The organism is Novosphingobium sp. 9, from assembly GCF_025340265.1.
In the GTDB taxonomy this organism is placed as follows: Bacteria; Pseudomonadota; Alphaproteobacteria; order Sphingomonadales; family Sphingomonadaceae; genus Novosphingobium.
Map to the genome: position 1 here is coordinate 589,981 of NZ_CP022707.1, position 17,989 is coordinate 607,969.

17 protein-coding genes are annotated in these 17,989 nt (G+C 66.1%); 6 read left to right on the forward strand and 11 right to left on the reverse strand.

Annotated features, from left to right (window positions below; all coding sequences use genetic code 11):
- Positions 1-127 precede the first annotated feature (127 nt).
- The 4 genes from fdxA to CI805_RS02930 are packed head-to-tail and all read right to left on the reverse strand — an operon-like array spanning position 128 to position 3,771.
- Positions 128-466, reverse strand: a complete 339-nt coding sequence (gene fdxA / locus CI805_RS02915; protein WP_260926114.1) for a ferredoxin FdxA — start codon at positions 464-466, stop codon at positions 128-130.
- Positions 463-801 carry an RNA-binding S4 domain-containing protein gene (locus tag CI805_RS02920; protein ID WP_260926117.1) on the reverse strand — a complete coding sequence of 113 codons (339 nt, stop codon included), beginning with the start codon at positions 799-801 and terminating at the stop codon, positions 463-465. The genes fdxA and CI805_RS02920 overlap by 4 nt, the downstream gene beginning before the upstream one ends.
- 37 nt (positions 802-838) lie before the next feature.
- The gene (locus CI805_RS02925; RefSeq protein ID WP_260926120.1) at positions 839-1,276 is read right to left on the reverse strand and encodes a hypothetical protein; all 438 of its coding nucleotides are present in this window, start codon (positions 1,274-1,276) and stop codon (positions 839-841) included.
- Positions 1,267-3,771: a helicase-related protein gene (locus CI805_RS02930; protein ID WP_260927741.1), complete on the reverse strand. Its 2,505-nt coding sequence runs from the start codon at positions 3,769-3,771 to the stop codon at positions 1,267-1,269. Before CI805_RS02930 ends, CI805_RS02925 begins: the two co-directional genes overlap by 10 nt.
- Before the next feature lie 310 nt (positions 3,772-4,081).
- Between CI805_RS02930 and CI805_RS02935 the strand changes: the two genes are divergently transcribed.
- The 4 genes from CI805_RS02935 to CI805_RS02950 all read left to right on the forward strand — a co-directional run bounded on the left by CI805_RS02935 (position 4,082) and on the right by CI805_RS02950 (position 7,895).
- On the forward strand, positions 4,082-5,680 hold the full coding sequence (locus CI805_RS02935; protein ID WP_260926123.1) for a M23 family metallopeptidase: 1,599 nt from the start codon (positions 4,082-4,084) through the stop codon (positions 5,678-5,680).
- A gap of 76 nt (positions 5,681-5,756) precedes the next feature.
- Positions 5,757-6,755: a porphobilinogen synthase gene (gene hemB / locus CI805_RS02940; protein ID WP_260926125.1), complete on the forward strand. Its 999-nt coding sequence runs from the start codon at positions 5,757-5,759 to the stop codon at positions 6,753-6,755.
- A 268-nt stretch (positions 6,756-7,023) separates the two neighbouring features.
- A complete protein-coding gene (locus CI805_RS02945; protein ID WP_260926128.1) occupies positions 7,024-7,614 on the forward strand; it encodes a gamma carbonic anhydrase family protein in 591 nt (196 codons plus the stop codon).
- On the forward strand, positions 7,614-7,895 hold the full coding sequence (locus tag CI805_RS02950; RefSeq protein WP_260926131.1) for a DUF167 domain-containing protein: 282 nt from the start codon (positions 7,614-7,616) through the stop codon (positions 7,893-7,895). Before CI805_RS02945 ends, CI805_RS02950 begins: the two co-directional genes overlap by 1 nt.
- A 9-nt stretch (positions 7,896-7,904) precedes the next feature.
- Here CI805_RS02950 and CI805_RS02955 read toward each other — a convergent pair whose 3' ends face one another.
- From CI805_RS02955 to CI805_RS02985, 7 genes are all read right to left on the reverse strand, one after another.
- Positions 7,905-8,342, reverse strand: a complete 438-nt coding sequence (locus CI805_RS02955) for a globin (RefSeq protein WP_260926134.1) — start codon at positions 8,340-8,342, stop codon at positions 7,905-7,907.
- A 77-nt stretch (positions 8,343-8,419) separates the two neighbouring features.
- The gene (locus CI805_RS02960; protein ID WP_260926137.1) at positions 8,420-10,045 is read right to left on the reverse strand and encodes a cisplatin damage response ATP-dependent DNA ligase; all 1,626 of its coding nucleotides are present in this window, start codon (positions 10,043-10,045) and stop codon (positions 8,420-8,422) included.
- Between the two features lie 234 nt (positions 10,046-10,279).
- Entirely contained in the window at positions 10,280-11,284 is a 1,005-nt protein-coding gene (locus CI805_RS02965) for a ligase-associated DNA damage response exonuclease (protein ID WP_260926139.1), read from the reverse strand.
- A 67-nt stretch (positions 11,285-11,351) separates the two neighbouring features.
- Positions 11,352-12,608, reverse strand: coding sequence for a M1 family aminopeptidase (locus CI805_RS02970; protein ID WP_260926141.1), 1,257 nt, complete (start codon positions 12,606-12,608; stop codon positions 11,352-11,354).
- Positions 12,551-13,204: a hypothetical protein gene (locus tag CI805_RS02975; protein ID WP_260926143.1), complete on the reverse strand. Its 654-nt coding sequence runs from the start codon at positions 13,202-13,204 to the stop codon at positions 12,551-12,553. Before CI805_RS02975 ends, CI805_RS02970 begins: the two co-directional genes overlap by 58 nt.
- An 84-nt stretch (positions 13,205-13,288) precedes the next feature.
- Positions 13,289-15,688 carry an ATP-dependent Clp protease ATP-binding subunit ClpA gene (gene clpA / locus CI805_RS02980; RefSeq protein WP_260926145.1) on the reverse strand — a complete coding sequence of 800 codons (2,400 nt, stop codon included), beginning with the start codon at positions 15,686-15,688 and terminating at the stop codon, positions 13,289-13,291.
- Positions 15,689-15,852: 164 nt separating this feature from the next.
- Positions 15,853-16,086 carry a DUF1192 domain-containing protein gene (locus CI805_RS02985; protein WP_260926147.1) on the reverse strand — a complete coding sequence of 78 codons (234 nt, stop codon included), beginning with the start codon at positions 16,084-16,086 and terminating at the stop codon, positions 15,853-15,855.
- Positions 16,087-16,195: 109 nt separating this feature from the next.
- Here CI805_RS02985 and CI805_RS02990 point away from each other — a divergent pair, with 109 nt between their 5' ends.
- Together CI805_RS02990 and CI805_RS02995 are read left to right on the forward strand one after the other, a co-directional pair.
- Positions 16,196-17,218: an NAD(P)H-quinone oxidoreductase gene (locus CI805_RS02990; RefSeq protein ID WP_260926150.1), complete on the forward strand. Its 1,023-nt coding sequence runs from the start codon at positions 16,196-16,198 to the stop codon at positions 17,216-17,218.
- A gap of 90 nt (positions 17,219-17,308) precedes the next feature.
- Entirely contained in the window at positions 17,309-17,929 is a 621-nt protein-coding gene (locus CI805_RS02995; protein WP_260926154.1) for a glutathione S-transferase family protein, read from the forward strand.
- The last annotated feature ends 60 nt before the right edge of the window (positions 17,930-17,989 follow it).

Here is a 17,989-nt window from a genome sequence, read left to right on the forward strand (position 1 = left end):
CGATGTGACAAAATTGCCAGAGGTACGCGCGTATTTGCGCGCCATGCACGTTAGCGCGGCCTTAACCCTCTGGAAATGCAATCGGTTGAGGCTCTGGCAACAGAGCCCCGAAGGCCTTGGGAAGGGTTCAGTCGCCCTCGCCCGGCTCCGGCGAGAAGTACTTCTCGAGCTTGCCTTCCTCGTCCTTCATCGCGTCGGCATCCTCTGGCGGATCGCGCTTGACGGTGATGTTGGGCCACTCTGCCGAGTACTTGGCATTGAGCTCGAGCCAGGCTTCGAGGCCGTTCTCGGTGTCGGGAAGGATCGCTTCGGCAGGGCATTCCGGTTCGCACACGCCGCAGTCGATGCACTCGCTGGGGTTGATGACGAGCATGTTGTCGCCCTCGTAGAAGCAGTCCACCGGGCACACTTCCACGCAGTCCATGTACTTGCACCGGATGCAGTTGTCGGTGACGACATAAGTCATGGCTGCAGCTCTTCCTTCACAACGGTCCGTACCGGCCCACCCGCGGGGCCTCCATCAGCGGGTGCTGCTATGGGAAGGATGCCCCTCCCGTCAAGCACTCTGTAGCAGGCCTGCGCTTCCGGAGCGGGACCGCGGCGTTCGGGCAACGCCACGATCTCGATCACGCGGACCCCTGCGGGGGTGGAAAGCGTCAGCACGTCGCCCAATCCCACTTTCTGGTGGGCGCGGTCGATGCGGCGTCCGTTGAGCCGCATGTGACCGGCCTGTGCCCACTCCTGGGCAAGCGGGCGGGTCTTCGCCAGTCGAAGGAACCAGAGCAGCTTGTCTACCCGCATATGCCTCCTCTTGGTCTGACCCGCCGACGCTTCCTGATCAGCGGGACATCAGTTCCGCCAGAGCCGCGAAAGCACCGGGTGCCCGCGCGGGCTCACCGGGACGTTCGGGGCGACCTGACTTGTTGCCCGGCTTGTTCCGGGCATCGCCGGAACGGTTGTCCTGACGCGCCGGACGCTCGCCGCGTTCCGGCCTGTTGTCGTGGCCGTTCCTGCGCGCATCGTTGCGGCGGTTCTCGCCCTGACGGCGCTCACCCTGTCGTTCGCCGCCCCGTTCTCCACGTGGGGTGCGCGGGCCGCGCCCTTCGCCCTGACGGGGGCCGCCATCGCGGTGCCCATCATTGCGGCGGGCCGGACGCCAGCGCCAGCGCAGCGGTGCGGCGGGGCCGAAGGCGCCTTCGGCAAGCGCGCGGGTGGGCTGGGGCTGGAAGCCTGCGGTACGCATCAGCCGCTCGAAGCTCGCCTCGGTCAGGCCCATCGAGATCGCGCGGGCGGAATCGAGGGTAAAGCTCGCATCGCGGTTCTGGCGCGGGCGGCAGTGGGCTTAGGTGCAGGCGCGACCTGAGCCGTCTCATCGGCTGCCGCTTCGCCAGTTGCTGTTTCCGCCGTCTCGGCATGTGCCTCGACCTTGACGTCTTCAACCTTGGGCGTCTCGCCCTTCGCAGCCTTTCCGGCTTCGCGCTTGGCGCTGCGAGCCTCATAGGCTTCGCGCAGCAGCTTTTCGGCCATGTCGAGGCGGATCAGCTGCTTGCCGAGATAGCGATAGCCCGGCGTGCGGCCTTCGCGCGTGGCGGGAAGTGCGGGCGGCATGTCGGCTTCCGGCTCGGGACCGGGACGACGCCCGGCGACGACCGCCAGCTGGCGCCACAGCGCGATGACATGCGAGCGCAGCAGCACGGGGACGAACAGGTCGAGCGCACCGACGCGCACGCCCAGCTTCGCCAGCATCGAGCGGCGCTCCTTGTCGATGCCCTCGACACCGGAATCCTCGCGCGGGGTCATGCCGCAACGCTCGACCAGCGTGATCAGCAGCGCGCGCAGTTCCGGGCCGGCCTCTTCCGAGCGGCTTGCCTCGTCCAGCTTCGCCAGCGGGGCGAGCGGGGCAAGCGCACGTTCCAGCCAGCTTTCCAGCGCCGCGACCAGTACCTTGCGCTCCGCTGCGGGCACCGGATCGAGCGTGCGGTCCGGTGCGAGCTGGGGCGTCAGCAGCGTGCGGCCGGGCTTGAGGCGGGCGATGGTCTCGCCTTCCCAGACGAGCGCGCCGTCGACCAGCGAGAGCCCTGCGGCAGGCGCGGTCTTGTCTTCACCAAGTTCCGCCTCGATGGCAGCGGCCAGCGTGGTGGCGCGGGTCTGGAGCAGGGTGGGCAGGTGGCGTTCGGCAGCGGCCAGCAGCAGCTTGCGGTCGGTCAGGCGGGTGCCCGGATCGACATGGAAGGTGAAGCCGCGAAGGCTGCCGATGTGCTCGCCTTCGACGAGGACTTCCTCGTCTTCGAGGCGGATCGAGAGCAGCCCTGAATCGGGGCCGAGATTTTTCATGAGTATAGCCGTCCGGCGATTGATGAAACGTTCGGTAAGGCGGCCATGTAGCGCATCTGACAGCCTTGCCTCAACTGCGCGTGCACGTTCGGCCATTTCGTCGCGTGCCAGAACCCAGTCGGGACGCTGCGCGATGTAGGCGAAAGAGCGGATCGCGGCAATCCGGCCCTGCAAGGTGTCGATATCGCCGCCGGTACGGTCGAGATGGGCGATCTGCGCTGCCATGTAGTCGGCACCGAGCTGCCCGTCGCGCAAGTCCTGCCACAGCCGTGCGACGAAGCGCGAATGGGCCTCCACGCCCTGCTGGCGGAAGTCGGGCAGGCGGCAGACCTCCCAGAAGCGGCGGATCTGCCCTGCGCCAGAGACGGTGCCGACCAGATCGGCATCGTCGGCCAGCCGCTTGAGCACGGCGAGGTCGATGGCCTCGGGCGCGATCACCAGTTCGGGGCGCGACGGCGGGGTTTCGAGATCGGCGATCAGCGTCGCCAGAGTGTCGAAGCGCGGCTCGGGATTGCGCCAGAACAGGCGGGTGATCGGCGCGAAGCGATGCTCCTCGATCGCATAGACTTCCTCGTCGTCGAACTCGGAATTGTGGCCGCCGGAGCCTGACAGCGTGCCAAAGGTGCCGTCTGTCTGGTGGCGTCCGGCGCGCCCGGCGATCTGGGCCATTTCGGCGGGCGTCAGGCGGCGGTGGCGCTGGCCGTCGAACTTGGACAGCCCTGCGAAGGCGACATGCTGGACATCGAGGTTCAGCCCCATGCCAATGGCGTCGGTGGCGACCAGATAGTCAACCTCGCCCGACTGGTAGAGCGCGACCTGCGCATTGCGCGTCTGCGGGCTGAGGCCGCCCATCACCACGGCCGCACCGCCCCGGAAGCGGCGCAGCATCTCGGCGATGGCATAGACCTGCTCGACCGAGAAGGCGACGATGGCGCTGCGCGGCGGCATCCGGCTGAGCTTCTTGGCGCCCGCGTGGGAGAGCGTGGAGAAGCGCGGGCGGGTGATCGTCTCGGCGCCGGGGATCAGCGCCTTGACCATCGGCTCCAGCGTGGAGGAGCCCAGGATCATCGTTTCCTCGCGTCCGCGCGCATGGAGCAGGCGGTCGGTGAAGATATGCCCGCGCTCGCGGTCGGCGCCCAGTTGCGCCTCGTCGATACCGACGAAGGCGACGTCGCGCTGGTCTTCGGCGGGGCGGTGTTTGTCGATGGGCCGGCCGCTGAGCACCGGCCCTTCGGCTGGCCGGACAGGCCGGCCGCTCAGGACAGGCATAGCTTCCATCGTACAGAGGAAATAGCGGGCCTTGGGTGGCTCGATCCGCTCCTCGCCGGTGATCAGCGCGACGCTGGCCTCGCCCTTGATCTTGACCACGCGGTCGTAGACCTCGCGGGCCAGCAGGCGCAGCGGGAAGCCCATCATGCCGCTGGAATGAGCGCACATCCGCTCGATCGCGAGGTGCGTCTTGCCGGTATTGGTGGGGCCGAGCACCGCCTTGACCCCGAAGGGGCCTCACGATTTCTCTCCTTTTGGCCCGCTTTAGGGAAGGAGGCTCGCGGCGAAACGTTGCGGTCGTGAACCATCTCGCCTGCCAATGTGGCACCGCAATACGTCGCTCGCAAGACGCACCCGGACGAATGGAGGGCACTGCGTCCACAGATTTAGGCAGCTGTTAACCTTACAGGTGCAGGGAGAAGCCACGCAAAGATGATGCCGCCGCCGGTCGGACGGGAGCATCAAAGGACGGGGCGTTGTGTTCAGGACACTCGATCAGGGATCGCAGGGCAGCGAAGGCGGGGGGCATGCCGCCTCCCTGTCGCGCGCACAGATCCTGCGTAGCGCCGCGCCTGCCGTGCCGTCTGCCATCTCATCAGTCCCGCAGAAAAGCGCCGGTCGCCTCGCCCGCTTCGAGGCTTGGTGTGAGCGTGAGCTGACCCACGATCTGGCCGAGAACATCGGCACCGGCCGCTGGTATCGCGGGCTGGCGACGATGGCGCTGCTCGCCGCAAGCGCCTTTGCGCTGTGCCCCGGTTTCTCCGCCGTCGAGGCCGCGCCTGCGCTGCGCGCCGACGATGCCGTACGCGGCCAGTTCCTTTCGCAGACCATCGCGCCGCTGGCCTTGGGCGGCGACATGGGGCGCCGGATGGGCGCCAGTCCACTGGTGACGCCGCTCGCCAGTGTGCCCGAACGCCCGAGCATCCAGATGGTCTCGACGCTGACGCAGGGTGACAGTTTCTCCGGCATGCTCGAACGCGTCGGGCTGGGCGGTGCCGACATTTCGCGCGTTAATGCGCTGGTCTCGCAGGCGGTCGCGACCGGCGATATTCCGGCGGGCACGCAGTTCGATATCACGCTGGGCCGTCACCTCGCCCCCGGTGCGCCGCGCGCGCTCGATGCGATGACGTTCCGCGCGCGCTTCGATCTCGATCTCGCGATAGAGCGCCATGGCGATGCGCTGTCGTTGGTGCGGCATCCGATCCGCGTCGATGCAACGCCGCTGCGGATCGAGGGGACGGTGGGCAGCAGCCTCTACCGCTCCGCCCGCAATGCCGGAGCGCCGATCTCGGCGATTCAGGACTACCTGCGCGCGATCGACAAGCAGGTCTCGCTCGACGATCTTTCGGCGGGCGACCACTTCGACATGATCCTGGCCTACAAGCGCTCCGCCGAGGGCGATCATCAGGCAGGCGATCTTCTATATGCGGGGCTGGTCCATGACGGACGCCCCCGCGTCCAGCTGATGCGCTGGGGCAAGGCGGGCGACATGATGCCCGCGCCCGACGTGGTGCAGCCGATGACCTCGGGCCTCGCGCTGCCGGTCTCGGGGCGGATCACCTCACCCTATGGCCCGCGCCGCCATCCGATCCTCGGCTTCGTGCGCATGCATGCAGGGATGGACATCGCCGCGCCCTATGGCTCGCCGATTCACGCGGTGCGCGATGGCGTGGTCAATTTCGCAGGGCGCCACGGCGGCCACGGCAACTTCGTGCGGCTGGACAACGGCGGCGGCGTGGGCACCGGCTATGCCCATATGAGCCGCATCGCCGTTGCGGTCGGCCAGCGCGTCCGGGCCGGGCAGGTGATCGGCTATGTCGGCTCGACCGGGCTTTCCACCGGGCCGCACGTTCACTTCGAGGTCTACCAGAACGGCCACACGGTGAACCCGCTCAGCATGCGCTTCGTCTCGACCCCCTCGGTCGATCCCAAGGAGCGCGATGCCTACAAGGCCGCGCTCGCGCGACTGCTCGGCATCGAGCCCGGCGCCGCGCTTCAGGACATGACCCCGCAGGCGCAGCCGCAAACCGCGCCGACGCGCGAGATCGACCGGCTGGGTGCCGCTCAGGTCAAATAAAGGTGCAGGTTTTGCGCGCCGGTGGGACGGATTGACCCATTTGCATGTGGCGCAACGCAGGATTAGACCCGGCGCCATGATTACAGCCCAGTTTCCCGCCGCTCGCCTTCGTCGCACTCGCGCCACCGAATGGAGCCGCTCGCTCCACCGCGAGACCGTGCTGACGCCCGCCGATCTGATCTGGCCGGTCTTCGTGACCGAAGGCGAAGGCGTCGAGCAGCCGATCGCGGCTCTGCCCGGCGTTTCGCGCTGGTCGGTGGACCTGCTGGTTCAGCGTGCGCGAGAGGCGATGGAGCTGGGCATTCCCTGTCTGGCGCTGTTCCCGAACACCCAGCCCGAACGTCGCAGCGAGGATGGCGCCGAAGCGCTCAACCCCGACAACCTGATGTGCCGGGCCCTGCGCGCCATCCGCGATGAACTGGGCGACGGCATCGGCCTGCTGACCGACGTCGCGCTCGATCCCTATACCAGCCACGGGCAGGACGGGCTGATCGATGACGAGGGCTATGTCGTCAACGACCGCACGGTCGAGGCGCTGGTCGGCCAGTCGCTCAACCAGGCGCGCGCCGGGGCGGATATCATCGCCCCGTCCGACATGATGGATGGCCGCATCGCCGCGATCCGCAGCGCGCTGGAAGGCGAAGGGCACATCAACGTCCAGATCATGTCCTACGCTGCCAAGTACGCCTCGGCCTACTACGGCCCGTTCCGCGATGCGGTCGGCTCGCGCGGGCTGCTCAAGGGCAACAAGAAGACCTACCAGATGGACCCGGCCAATACCGAGGAAGCGCTGCGCGAAGTGGCGATGGACCTTGCCGAAGGCGCGGACACGGTGATGGTCAAGCCGGGCCTGCCCTATCTCGACGTGCTGCGCCGGGTGAAGGAACGCTTCGAGGTTCCCGTCTTCGCCTATCAGGTCTCGGGCGAATACGCGCTGATCGAGGCGGGCGTCGCCGCCGGCGTGGCCGATCGCGATGCGATGGTGCTGGAGACGCTGCTGGCCTTCAAGCGCGCAGGTGCCTCGGGCGTGCTGACCTATCATGCGGTTCACGCGGCGAAGCTGCTGAACGGCTGAGGTGGTTTCAGGTTAGATTTGAAAGGGGTATTTTCCGGGGCCAGTGGCCCCGGACCCCGTTACTGTCGGCATAGGAATGCCGGTTCAGCGTCATGACCCGCCGCGCTGTCGGTAGATCGGGACTTCCGGCGAGAAGAATACGCGGGCAGGCCTGCCTCTCTATCGAAGCCCGCGTCGGAAGACGTAAAGGGGGTGCAGGGGGGCTCTGCTCCCCTGCGTTTATCCTCTAAAGCTCTTCCCAAATCACAACCCCCGGAAGAGCCACACCATGACCACCGCCCGCCCAGACATCACCATCGCCGCAATTCACGGCAAAGCGCCGCGCATCCATTCCAGCGCCTTTATCGCGCCGGGGTGCCGGATCATCGGCGATGTGGAGATCGGGCCGGATGTCAGCATCTGGTACAACTGCGTGATCCGCGCCGATGTGAACCGGGTGGTGATCGGCGCGCGCAGCAACGTGCAGGACGGGACGGTGATCCACTGCGACAGCCCCAAGCCGCACCGGCCGGAGGGCTATGCGACGCTGATCGGCGAGGACGTGCTGATCGGGCACATGGCGATGATCCATGGCTGCACGCTGGAGGATGGCGCGTTCGTGGGGCTCGGCGCGATTGTGATGGACGGCAGCCATATCGAGGCGGAGGGCATGCTGGCGGCGGGCGCGCAGCTGACCGGCAAGCGGATCGGCGCGCGGCAGTTGTGGATCGGTCGCCCGGCGAAGTACCTGCGCGATCTCGACGAGGCGGCGCTGGCGGGCAACCGGGCAGGCGTTGCGTCTTATGTCGAGAATGGCCGTGCCCATGCCCAGGCGCTAGGCCTTGCGCTGGGTCTTGCGGCGGGCCTTGCGCACGACTGATGGCGCGTCCCAAACCCGTCCTGCCGCCTGCCGAGGCGGTTCAGGCGCTGGTCGACCCGGAAGGCCGTCTGGCGCTGAAAGTCACGCCCGGCGCGCGGGTGGAGGCGCTGGAGATCGTCGAGGGGCGGCTCATGGCGAAAGTGCGTGCCCAGCCGCAGGACGGCATGGCCAATGCGGCGGTGCGGATGCTGCTGGCCTCCGCGCTCGATATCGCGCCTTCGCGGGTGGAATTGCTGCGCGGAAGCACCTCGCGCGAGAAGATGTTTCGGATCGACATCTGATATTTGCCTTCAACGGAACTGCTGCGCGCGGCCCAGCGCATGGGCCGTGCGGGTGAGGGCATCGGCCACGATATCGCGGGCCTCGGCATCGAAGCCGGGAGCAACGCCCGGCGCGGGATCGGGCAGCACGTCGCGGATCGCGTGCTCCATGCATTCGGCCCACTGCCCGGCGACCTCGGGATCGATGGTCATGCCGGTGTGCATCGACATCATGCAGCGCCCCGGATTGGCGGCAAACCAGTCTCGCGGCCCGCCCGCCCAGCCGATCAGGAACCCGGTCAGCGAAGCGCGCGTGGGTTCGAGATCATCGGGGTGCATCGCGCGCAGGCGGGCATAGCGCCGCTCGCCGTCCATCCGGGCATAGAACCGTGCGGCGATCGCGGCGAATGTGGCGTCGCCACCGAGGCGCGCGTGGATGGTCTGGGTGCGATCATCGATATCGGTCATGCAGGCAAATCCGGGCTCATGCTGTTGCCCTTAGCACGAACGTTCCACGTGGAACTTGATGCCGGTCAACTCCTCCTTCAATCGCGGATCATCGCCTTGAGTGTTGCGATCCGGTCAGCCTCGTGCGCGGGCTTGTCGGCGCGGATGCGGTGGATGCGGGGGAAGCGCATGGCAAGGCCCGACTTGTGGCGCTTGCTGGCGTGGACCGAATCGAAAGCGACTTCCAGCACCAGCGACTTGTCGGTTTCGCGCACCGGGCCGAAGCGGTTGACGGTGTGCTGGCGGACATGGCGGTCGAGGCCTTTCAGCTCCTCGTCGGTGAATCCGAAATAGGCCTTGCCGACCGGGAGCAGCTCGCCGCCGTTTTCCGGATCGCCGTCCCAGCAGCCGAAGGTGAAGTCCGAATAGAACGAACTACGCTTGCCCGAACCGCGCTGGGCATACATCAGCACGCAGTCAATCAGCAGCGGATCGCGCTTCCACTTGTACCACAGCCCGGTTTTGCGGCCCGCAATGTAAGGGCTGTCGCGCCGTTTCAGCATCAGGCCCTCGATCGCCTCGTCGCGCGCGCCTTCGCGCAGGGCCGCCAGCTGCTCGAAATCGACCGCCCGGATCAGCGAGGACAGGTCGAAGCGCGCAGGGTCGAGGCGGGCCATCAGCGCCTCCAGCGCGGCCCGGCGTTCGCTCCAGGCAAGCGCGCGCAGATCCTCGCCATCCAGCCGCAGCACGTCGTAAAGGCGCACGAAAGCGGGATAGTCGTTGCGCATCGCCTTGGTCACGCTCTTGCGGCCCAGCCGCTGCTGAAGCGCGTTGAAGCTGGCCGCGCCGCCTTGCGTGGCCTCGTTCGCCTCGCCGCCCTGATGGCTGCCGCGCACCAGCAGCTCGCCATCGAGCACGGCATCGAACGGCAGCGCCTCGGCGATCTCGGGAAAGGTCGCCGATATATCGTCGCCGGAACGCGAATAGACGCGCGTCTCGCCTGTCCCGTCCTCGCCTTTCGCATGGACCACCTGCACGCGGATGCCGTCCCACTTCCATTCCGCAACGTACTCGGCCAGATCGAGCCGCGCGCCGTCCTCCAGCGGATGGGCCAGCATGAACGGGCGGAACAGCGGCAGGTGCTCCGACGAAGGCGCCGCCGCCCCGCGCGCCGCCCAGTCGAACAGCGCATCGTAAGGCGGGGCCTGCCCGTGCCAGTGCTGCTCGACATCCTCCACCGAGACGTCGAAGGCCTGCGCAAACGCGGTCTTGGCCAGTCGCGCCGAAATGCCGATCCGCATGGCCCCTGTCGCCAGCTTGAGCAGGGCATAGCGCCCCTCGGCATCCAGCCGGTCCAGCAGGCGCGGCAGTTCGACACCGACATTTGCCCGCGTCATAGTCGCCAGCGCCTCGACCGCCTCGCTGACCGAGGGCGGCGAGGGCGGAGTGTCCGGCTCGGGCCAGAGCAGGCTCGCCGTCTCCGCCGAATCGCCCACATAGTCGCGGCTCAGCGTCCACAGCACCGGATCGATACGCTCGGCCATCAGGTTGCGGATCGTCGAGGACTTCACCGCCGGAAAATCGAGCCCGTCGGTCAGCGCCGCCAAGGCCCATCCGCGATCGGGATCGGGCGTCTCGCGCAGGTACTCCGCCAGTAGCCGCAGCTTGGCATTGCGGCTGCGGGTATAGACCAGCGCGTCGAGCAGGGCGGCGAAGCGTTCCATCAGCTTTTTAGGGAGTTAGGAAGGATAGTCCTGGGGCCAGAGGCCCCAGACCCCGTTACGTCTTCCGACGCGGGCGTTCTTTCCAGATTTTCCGGCATTGCGTGCATCCACGTCGAGAACACGGGAAAACGCTTGGTTTCATGGTCTGTCTGCGTCGGGAGACGTAATGGGGGTGCAGGGGGGCTTTGCTCCCCTGCGTCTTTCCTGTCTTGAATCCCGATCTGTCTCATCCCCTCAATCATCCTCGTCCTCATAGCCGACCAGCGCCAGTGCGCGAGCCTTGCGCTGGTGGAGTTCGCACCAGCGCAGCATGGCGTCTTCGCGGCCGTGGGTGATCCAGGTTTCGGCGGGGTTCACCTCTTCGATGGTGCGGGTGAGTTCGTCCCAGTCGGCGTGATCGGAGATGACGAGGGGCAGTTCGACCATGCGCTGGCGGGCGCGCTGGCGCACGCGCATCCAGCCGGATGCCATGGCGGTGATCGGATCGGGCAGGCGGCGGCTCCAGCGGTCGTTCAGCGCGGAGGGCGGAGCCAGCACGATGTGGCCTGCCAGCGCATCTTTCGGGGCTTCGGAGACGAGTCGCAGGTCGCCGAGGTCCACGCCGAAGTCTTCGTAGAGGCGGCACATGCGCTCCATCGCGCCGTGCATCCAGATGGTGTCGCGGTATCCGGCAAGACGCAGTTCGGCGATCACTCGCTGCGCCTTCCCCAGCGCATAGGCGCCGACGAGCACGCAGCGGTCGGGATTGGCGGCGCGCGCCTCCAGCAGCCGGGCGATCTCGTGGGCGATGGGCGGGTGGCGGAACACAGGGAGCGCGAAAGTCGCCTCGGTGATGAACACATCGCAGGGCGTGACTTCGAACGGCGGGCAAGTGGGATCGGGACGGCGCTTGTAGTCGCCGGTCACGATCACCCGCTCGCCCGCGTGCTCCAGCAGGATCTGTGCCGAGCCGAGCACATGCCCGGCAGGAATCCAGGTGGCGCGCACGTTGCCCGGCAGGTCGATCGGCTGGTGATAGGGCGTCGGCACCGCGCCTTCCTCTACGCCGTAGCGCAGGTGCATGATCGCCAGCGTTTCGGGTGTGGCAAACGTTCGGCCATGGCCGCCTCGCGCATGGTCGGCGTGGCCGTGGGTGATCAGCGCCGTGTCGACGGGATGCGCGGGGTCGATCCAGCAGTCAGCAGGCGTGACGTGGATGCCGTGGGGCTCGGGCCGGATCCAGGCGAAATCGCGGGGCATGGGATATAGAAGAAAGGGCGGGAAACCGCTGAGGTTCCCGCCCTTTCTTTCCTGCCTTTCGGAAGGCTCAGCCCTTGGTGACGGGGCTTGCGTCCTTTTTCGACTTTTCAGCCTTCTCCTTGGCTTCCTTGTCCTTGGCCTGCTGATCTTCGAAGGCCTGCCATGCGGTGATCGCGGGATCGTCGCGCAGGATCTTGCCGTCCGGGTCGAGCACGTAATGCGTATCGGGCGAAGGCAGCTCCAGCGTACCATGGCCATCTGCCATATCCACGACGTGTGTCGTGTCGCCTACCCGGACTTCCACCGGCAGGAGGAACGGTTCGGCTGCAGGTGTGTGCCAGCGCAGGGTCAGGTGCGTGCCGTCCTGCTGCGTTTCCAGACGCGGCAGCGGGGCCACGCGGAAATAGGCGTCGAAAAACCAGCCCATCGGCTTGCCGGTGATCTGCTCGACCACCTTCTGGAAATCGGCGGTATCATGGATCTGGTGCGCAAAATTGCCCGGTTTGGGGTCGTCGCGCCCATATGTGATCGCGCGAAGCGCGCGGCCGAACCCGTCATCGCCCATGTAGAGCCGCAGGGTATGGGCGATCCAGGCGCCCTTGTAGTAGATATCGCCGCCCCAGTGCGCGTCCTTGTCGTCGTAGTACGTGCTCGACACTTCGGTGTCGGGCGCGAGCGGCACGGTGCTGCGGATCTTCTTGCGCATGTCCCACAGCGCGGCGTGATATTCGAGATCGCCGTTCTTCCAGCGCAGATAGAGCGGCTGCATGTACGATCCGAAGCCCTCCTGCAGCCACATGTCGGCATTGCGCGCGTTGGTCAGCTGGTTGGCAAACCATTCGTGGCTGAATTCGTGGTGCATCAGCCAGTCATAGCCCTCGGGCGAGGGTTTGAAGTGGTTGCCATAGGCGTTGATGGTCTGGTGCTCCATGCCCAGATGCGGCGTTTCGGCAAGGCCGACTTTCTCGTCGCTCCAGGGATAGGGGCCGACTGTGCTTTCGAAGAAGCGCAGGAAGTCCTGCATCTGGTCCAGCATGGTATCGGCTCCGGCCTTGTCGCCGGGCAGATACCAGAATTCGGTCGGGATCGTGTTGCCGAAGCGGCTGGCATAGTCACGCGTCGCGGTCTCGTAAGGTCCGATCTGGAGCGAGACGCCATAATCGTTGGGCGTGCGGGCGCGCCAGTGCCAGATGCGCCGCCCGTTCGCCTCGCGGCTGTCGACCAGCCTGCCGTTCGATGCCGCGACGAGCGGATCGGGCACGTCGATCATGAAATCGAGCACGCCCACGCGCTTGGAGAAATGATCGAGGCACGGCCAGAACAAGTCGCAACCCTGTCCCTGTACTGCGGTGGCGATCCATGGCTGGTCATGTCCGGCAGCATCCTTTGCGGTGCTCCACACGAACCCGCCGATCCATGGCGGCTTGGGGCAACGAACGGTGTGCCGCCATAGGTGATGGCAACACGGGCCTGCTGTCCTTTTTTCAAGGGGCGCGGCAGGCGAATCACCAGACCGCCGTCCGGGTTCGACCACTGCGTCGATGCCACGGCCTTGCCATTGATGGTGACTTTGCTGACCGGCAGGCGCGGATCGAGATCGAATTCCACTTTCGACAGCGGCGAAAGCGCCTGCACGGTATAGTCGGCGGTCCCTGCGATCGTTTTTGCGGACGGGTCGACGGAAAGCGACAGCGTGAGGTGGGGCAGATCCATCGCGACCTGCGTAGCGCTGAGCGGCAGACCGCTCTGGCCGGTGCGCTTGGCCAGCGGCGCTTGTTCGGGTGTCTTGGCGGGCTCGATCTTACCCGCCTGAGTCTTATTCCCGTCTTCGGCAAATGCGTTTGTTGCTGTCGCCAGCATCAGCATGCTGCCCGCCAGCGTGCATGCCGCAGCCCATCGGCTGCTGCGTATCTTGATCATTCCCCGTAGTCCCCCCGTATGCGAAACCGGCCCGCTTCGGGTGAAGCGGGCCGGCCGTGTCAGATAGTTTTGCGTTTACGCGTGTCAGTCGTCGCCGTTGGTCTCCGGCTGTTCGCCCGGCTTCTTGGCGGTGGTAGCCTTACCGGACGCGCCGGAAGAGCGGGCGGCGGGCTTCTTCTTCGCCTTGACCACCTTGGGCGCGGACGGGGTCAGCTCGAAGCTGAGTGCGTCATCCTTGACCGAGACGTGGACTTCGCCGCCCTGCGCCAGCTTGCCGAACAGCAGTTCTTCCGCCAGCGGCTGCTTGACCTTCTCCTGGATCACGCGGCCCATCGGACGCGCGCCATAGAGCTTGTCGTAGCCACGATCGCCCAGCCAGGTGCGGGCATCGCCGTCGAACTGGATGTGGACGTTCTGGTCGGCCAGCTGCAGTTCCAGCTGGAGGATGAACTTGTCCACCACCCGGCTGATCGTCTGCTTCGCAAGGTAGGCGAAGGGCACGATGGCATCGAGGCGATTGCGGAATTCCGGCGTGAACAGCTGCTTGACCGCTTCCTCGCCGGCATCCGCCTTCGACACGTCGCCAAAGCCGATACCCGACCGCGCCATGTCCGATGCGCCCGCATTGGTGGTCATGATCAGGACCACGTTGCGGAAGTCCACGGTCTTGCCGTGGTGATCGGTCAGACGGCCGTTGTCCATCACCTGCAGCAGGATGTTGAACAGGTCGGGGTGCGCCTTCTCGATCTCGTCGAGCAGCAGGACGCAGTGCGGCTGCTGATCGATCGCATCGGTGAGCAGACCGCCCTGATCGTAGCCGACATAGCCCGGAGGAGCACCGATCAGACGGCTGATCGAATGACGCTCCATATATTCGGACATGTCGAAGCGCTGCATGGGGATGCCCATGATATGCGCCAGCTGCTTGGCGACTTCGGTCTTGCCGACGCCGGTGGGGCCGGAGAACAGGAACGAGCCGATCGGCTTGTCCGGATCGCGAAGACCCGCACGGCTCAGCTTCATCGCGGTGGAGAGCACCTCGATGGCCTTGTCCTGACCGAACACCACGCGCTTCAGGTCGACCTCGAGGTTTTCGAGCGCCTTCTTGTCGTCCGAACTGACCGACTTGGCCGGGATGCGCGCCATCGTGGCGATCACCTGCTCGATTTCCTTCGAGGTGATCGTCTTCTTGCGGCGGCTGGGCGGCACCAGCATCTGCATCGCGCCCACTTCGTCGATCACGTCGATCGCCTTGTCGGGCAGCTTGCGGTCGTTGATGTAGCGCGCCGAAAGCTCGACTGCGGTCTTGATCGCATCGGCGGTGTACTTGACCTTGTGGTGATCCTCGAAGGCAGAGCGCAGACCCTTGAGGATCTTGATCGTGTCCTCGATGGTCGGCTCGTTCACGTCGATCTTCTGGAACCGGCGCAGCAGGGCGCGGTCCTTCTCGAAGTGGTTGCGGAACTCCTTGTAGGTGGTCGAACCGATGCAGCGGATCGTGCCGCCCGAGAGTGCGGGCTTGAGCAGGTTGCTGGCATCCATCGCGCCGCCGCTGGTGGCACCGGCGCCGATCACGGTGTGGATCTCGTCGATGAACAGCACCGCATGCGGCATCTTCTCCAGTTCGGAGACGACCTGCTTGAGGCGTTCCTCGAAGTCGCCGCGATAGCGGGTTCCGGCCAGCAGGCTGCCCATGTCGAGCGAGTAGATCACCGCTTCGGCCAGCACTTCGGGCACTTCGCCTTCGACGATCTTGCGCGCAAGGCCCTCTGCAATCGCGGTCTTGCCGACGCCGGGATCACCGACATAGAGCGGGTTGTTCTTGGAGCGGCGGCACAGGATCTGGATCGTGCGATCCACCTCGGGACCACGGCCGATCAGCGGGTCGACCTTGCCCTTCAGCGCCTTCTCGTTGAGATTGACGGTGAACTGGTCGAGCGCGGAATCCTTCTTGCTGGCGCTGGAGCCCTTGCTTTCGGACTTTTCCTCAGGCGCAGGCGTGCTTTCGTCGCTGCCCTTGGGGCTGCGATCCTCGATCCGCTTGCCGCCCTTGCCGATGCCGTGGCTGATGAAGCTGACGGCATCGAGACGGCTCATGTCCTGCTGCTGCAGGAAATAGACGGCGTAGCTGTCCCGCTCGGAAAACAGCGCGACGAGCACGTTGGCGCCGGTCACGGTGTCCTTGCCGGAGGACTGGACGTGCAGGATCGCGCGCTGGATCACGCGCTGGAAACCGGCGGTCGGGGCGGGGTCGCCCTTTTCCTCGGTCTTGAGCGACTGGTACTCCTGATCGAGGTACTGGCGCACCACGTCGCCCAGATCGCCGAGGTCCACACCGCAGGCCTGCATCACCTGCGCGGCGTCCGCATCGTCGATCAGCGCGAGCAGCAGGTGCTCGAGCGTCGCATATTCGTGGCTGCGCTCGGATGCATGGGACAGAGCCGAGTGCAGGGTCTTCTCAAGGCTTTGGGCGAAACTGGGCATTTAATTGGCTTCCATCACAAGAGGAGGACGCTCCGTGTCGGGGAGAGTTGAGGGGCTGGAGGGAAGGGAGGCTGGAGGGACGGGAAAGGGTGACAACATCCATATAGGTACGCCGGAAAAGGTTGCGAGGGGCTCGTCGAAGCCATCCGGGCGCAACCCTAAGGTCAAGAGGTTCGAGACCCGGCCTTGGGCGCTCCGAACAGCGCTTGCGCGGCCAGCATATGCGCCGAGGCACGCTCGCGATGATCGCGAATGCGGGAAATCTCGAACTCGAGCAGAGAGATTCGCGCGTCGAGTTCGTCCAGCGAATAGCCGTCGAGGCTTTCGCGGGCGAGGAGGCTGGCGGCACCGAAGTTGCCTTCGGTCGACCGCCGCCGCGGTCCTTCGTCGTCGTCCATCAGTGGAACATCGGTCCGATCGGTTTTGCTGTCAATGCCCTTGCGACATGGCACAAAGTGATCCACTGCTGCGATGAACCGGGGTTACGAAAGGGCGAATTTCCTCGCCATGTCGACTGAGATTTCCACCATTTCCGCCACGCTTCCCACCACCATGACCGCCATCGGCTACGATGCGCCGGGCGGTCCCGAGGTGCTGCGGCCCGAAACGCTGCCGATGCCTGTGCCGGGCGCGGGACAGGTGCTGATCAAGGTGGCCTTCGCAGGCGTGAACCGCCCCGACGTGGTCCAGCGCGAGGGCAATTATCCCCCGCCGCCGGGCGCTTCGCCGATACCGGGCCTGGAAGTGTCCGGCACGGTCGTCGCGCTGGGTGAGGGCGTTACCGACCCGCTGCTCGGCATGCGGGTCTGCGCGCTGATCACCGGTGGCGGCTATGCCGAATATGCGCTGGCCGATGCCGGACACTGCCTGCCGGTGCCGGACGACCTGCCGCTCGATCAGGCCGCCGCACTGCCCGAAACGCTGTTCACGGTGTGGCATAACGTGTTCGAGCGCGGTTTCGCGCGCGAGGGCGAGACGCTGCTGGTCCATGGCGGCACCAGCGGCATCGGCTCGATGGCGACGATGCTGGCGCGGCTGTTCGGCCTCACGGTCATCACCACCTGCGGTTCGCCCGAGAAGTGCGCGGCCTCGCTCCAGATCGGCGCGCATCACGCGATCGACTACAGGGCGAGCGATTTCGTCGAGGAAGTGCGCCGCATCACGCAGGGGCGCGGCGTCGATCTGGTGCTGGACATGGTGGCGGGCAGCTATGTCGCGCGCAACCTCAAGTGCCTTGCGCCCGAGGGTCGCCATGTCACCATCGCGGTGCAGGGCGGGGCGAAGGCGGAGATCAACATGGCTGTGGTCATGATGCGGCGCTACACGCTGACCGGATCGACGCTGCGGGCGCGCTCGGACGCGTTCAAGTCGCTGCTGGCGCAGGATCTGCACGAAAATGCCTGGCCGCTGGTCGAATCCGGTGCGTTGCGTCCGGTGATGGACCGCCGTTTCGCGCTGGCCGAGGCGGCTGCCGCGCACGCGTACATGGAATCGGGCGATCATGTCGGCAAGATCGTGCTGGAAGTCTGAGGCAACAGGCTTAAGCTGACCCTGCGGCGGGGCGCCCGGACATCGGGCGGGGCTGAATGACGAAATACCGAACGGGCGGGACACAAGACGATGACCGATAAACTGGTGCTGCATGAAGATCCGCGCAGCGGCAACTGCTACAAGATCCAGCTGACGGCGGCGCTGCTCGGCCTGCCGCTGGAGCGTCGGCAGTACGACATCATGCGCGGCGACACACGTACGCCCGAGTTTCTCTCGAAAGTGAACTCGAACGGGCGCATCCCGGTGTTGCAGGTCGGTGAGCGCTTCCTGCCGGAAAGCAACGCGGCATGCTGGTATCTGGGCGAGAGCACGCATCTCGTGCCCGACAGCCGCTTCGAGCGCGCCGACATGCTGCGCTGGATGTTCTTCGAACAGTACAACCACGAACCGAACATCGCCACGCTGCGCTTCTGGCTGGTCTATCTGGGGCAGGGTAACCTCAGCCCGCAGCAGCGCGAACAGATCATGGGCAAGCGCGCGGCGGGTGAAGCTGCGCTCAAGCTGATGGACGAGCATCTGACCGGCCGCGAATGGTTCGTCGGCGCTTCGGCCAGCCTCGCCGACATCGCGTTGTTCGCCTATACCCATTTGGCGGAGGCGGGCGGGTTCAGCCTTGGCGATCACCCGGCGGTCTGCCGCTGGCTGGACCGGGTGCGCAAGCTGCCCGGCTTCGTGGCGATGGACACGTAAGCAGGAGAGCCGTTGCAATCGGTCTCCCGATGGATTGCAACAAACCCCAAGCATGCGCTT

Coding starts and splice junctions, on each gene's coding strand:
- CI805_RS02925 (WP_260926120.1), bottom strand. CDS start 1,276: ATGGGCCTGACCGAGGCGAGCTTCGAGCGGCTGATGCGTACCGCAGGC.
- CI805_RS02985 (WP_260926147.1), bottom strand. CDS start 16,086: ATGGACGACGACGAAGGACCGCGGCGGCGGTCGACCGAAGGCAACTTC.
- hemB (WP_260926125.1), top strand. CDS start 5,757: ATGATTACAGCCCAGTTTCCCGCCGCTCGCCTTCGTCGCACTCGCGCC.
- CI805_RS02955 (WP_260926134.1), bottom strand. CDS start 8,342: ATGACCGATATCGATGATCGCACCCAGACCATCCACGCGCGCCTCGGT.
- CI805_RS02990 (WP_260926150.1), top strand. CDS start 16,196: ATGTCGACTGAGATTTCCACCATTTCCGCCACGCTTCCCACCACCATG.
- CI805_RS02920 (WP_260926117.1), bottom strand. CDS start 801: ATGCGGGTAGACAAGCTGCTCTGGTTCCTTCGACTGGCGAAGACCCGC.
- CI805_RS02995 (WP_260926154.1), top strand. CDS start 17,309: ATGACCGATAAACTGGTGCTGCATGAAGATCCGCGCAGCGGCAACTGC.
- CI805_RS02965 (WP_260926139.1), bottom strand. CDS start 11,284: ATGCCCCGCGATTTCGCCTGGATCCGGCCCGAGCCCCACGGCATCCAC.
- CI805_RS02930 (WP_260927741.1), bottom strand. CDS start 3,771: ATGTGCGCTCATTCCAGCGGCATGATGGGCTTCCCGCTGCGCCTGCTG.
- clpA (WP_260926145.1), bottom strand. CDS start 15,688: ATGCCCAGTTTCGCCCAAAGCCTTGAGAAGACCCTGCACTCGGCTCTG.
- CI805_RS02945 (WP_260926128.1), top strand. CDS start 7,024: ATGACCACCGCCCGCCCAGACATCACCATCGCCGCAATTCACGGCAAA.
- CI805_RS02950 (WP_260926131.1), top strand. CDS start 7,614: ATGGCGCGTCCCAAACCCGTCCTGCCGCCTGCCGAGGCGGTTCAGGCG.
- CI805_RS02975 (WP_260926143.1), bottom strand. CDS start 13,204: ATGATCAAGATACGCAGCAGCCGATGGGCTGCGGCATGCACGCTGGCG.
- fdxA (WP_260926114.1), bottom strand. CDS start 466: ATGACTTATGTCGTCACCGACAACTGCATCCGGTGCAAGTACATGGAC.
- CI805_RS02960 (WP_260926137.1), bottom strand. CDS start 10,045: ATGGAACGCTTCGCCGCCCTGCTCGACGCGCTGGTCTATACCCGCAGC.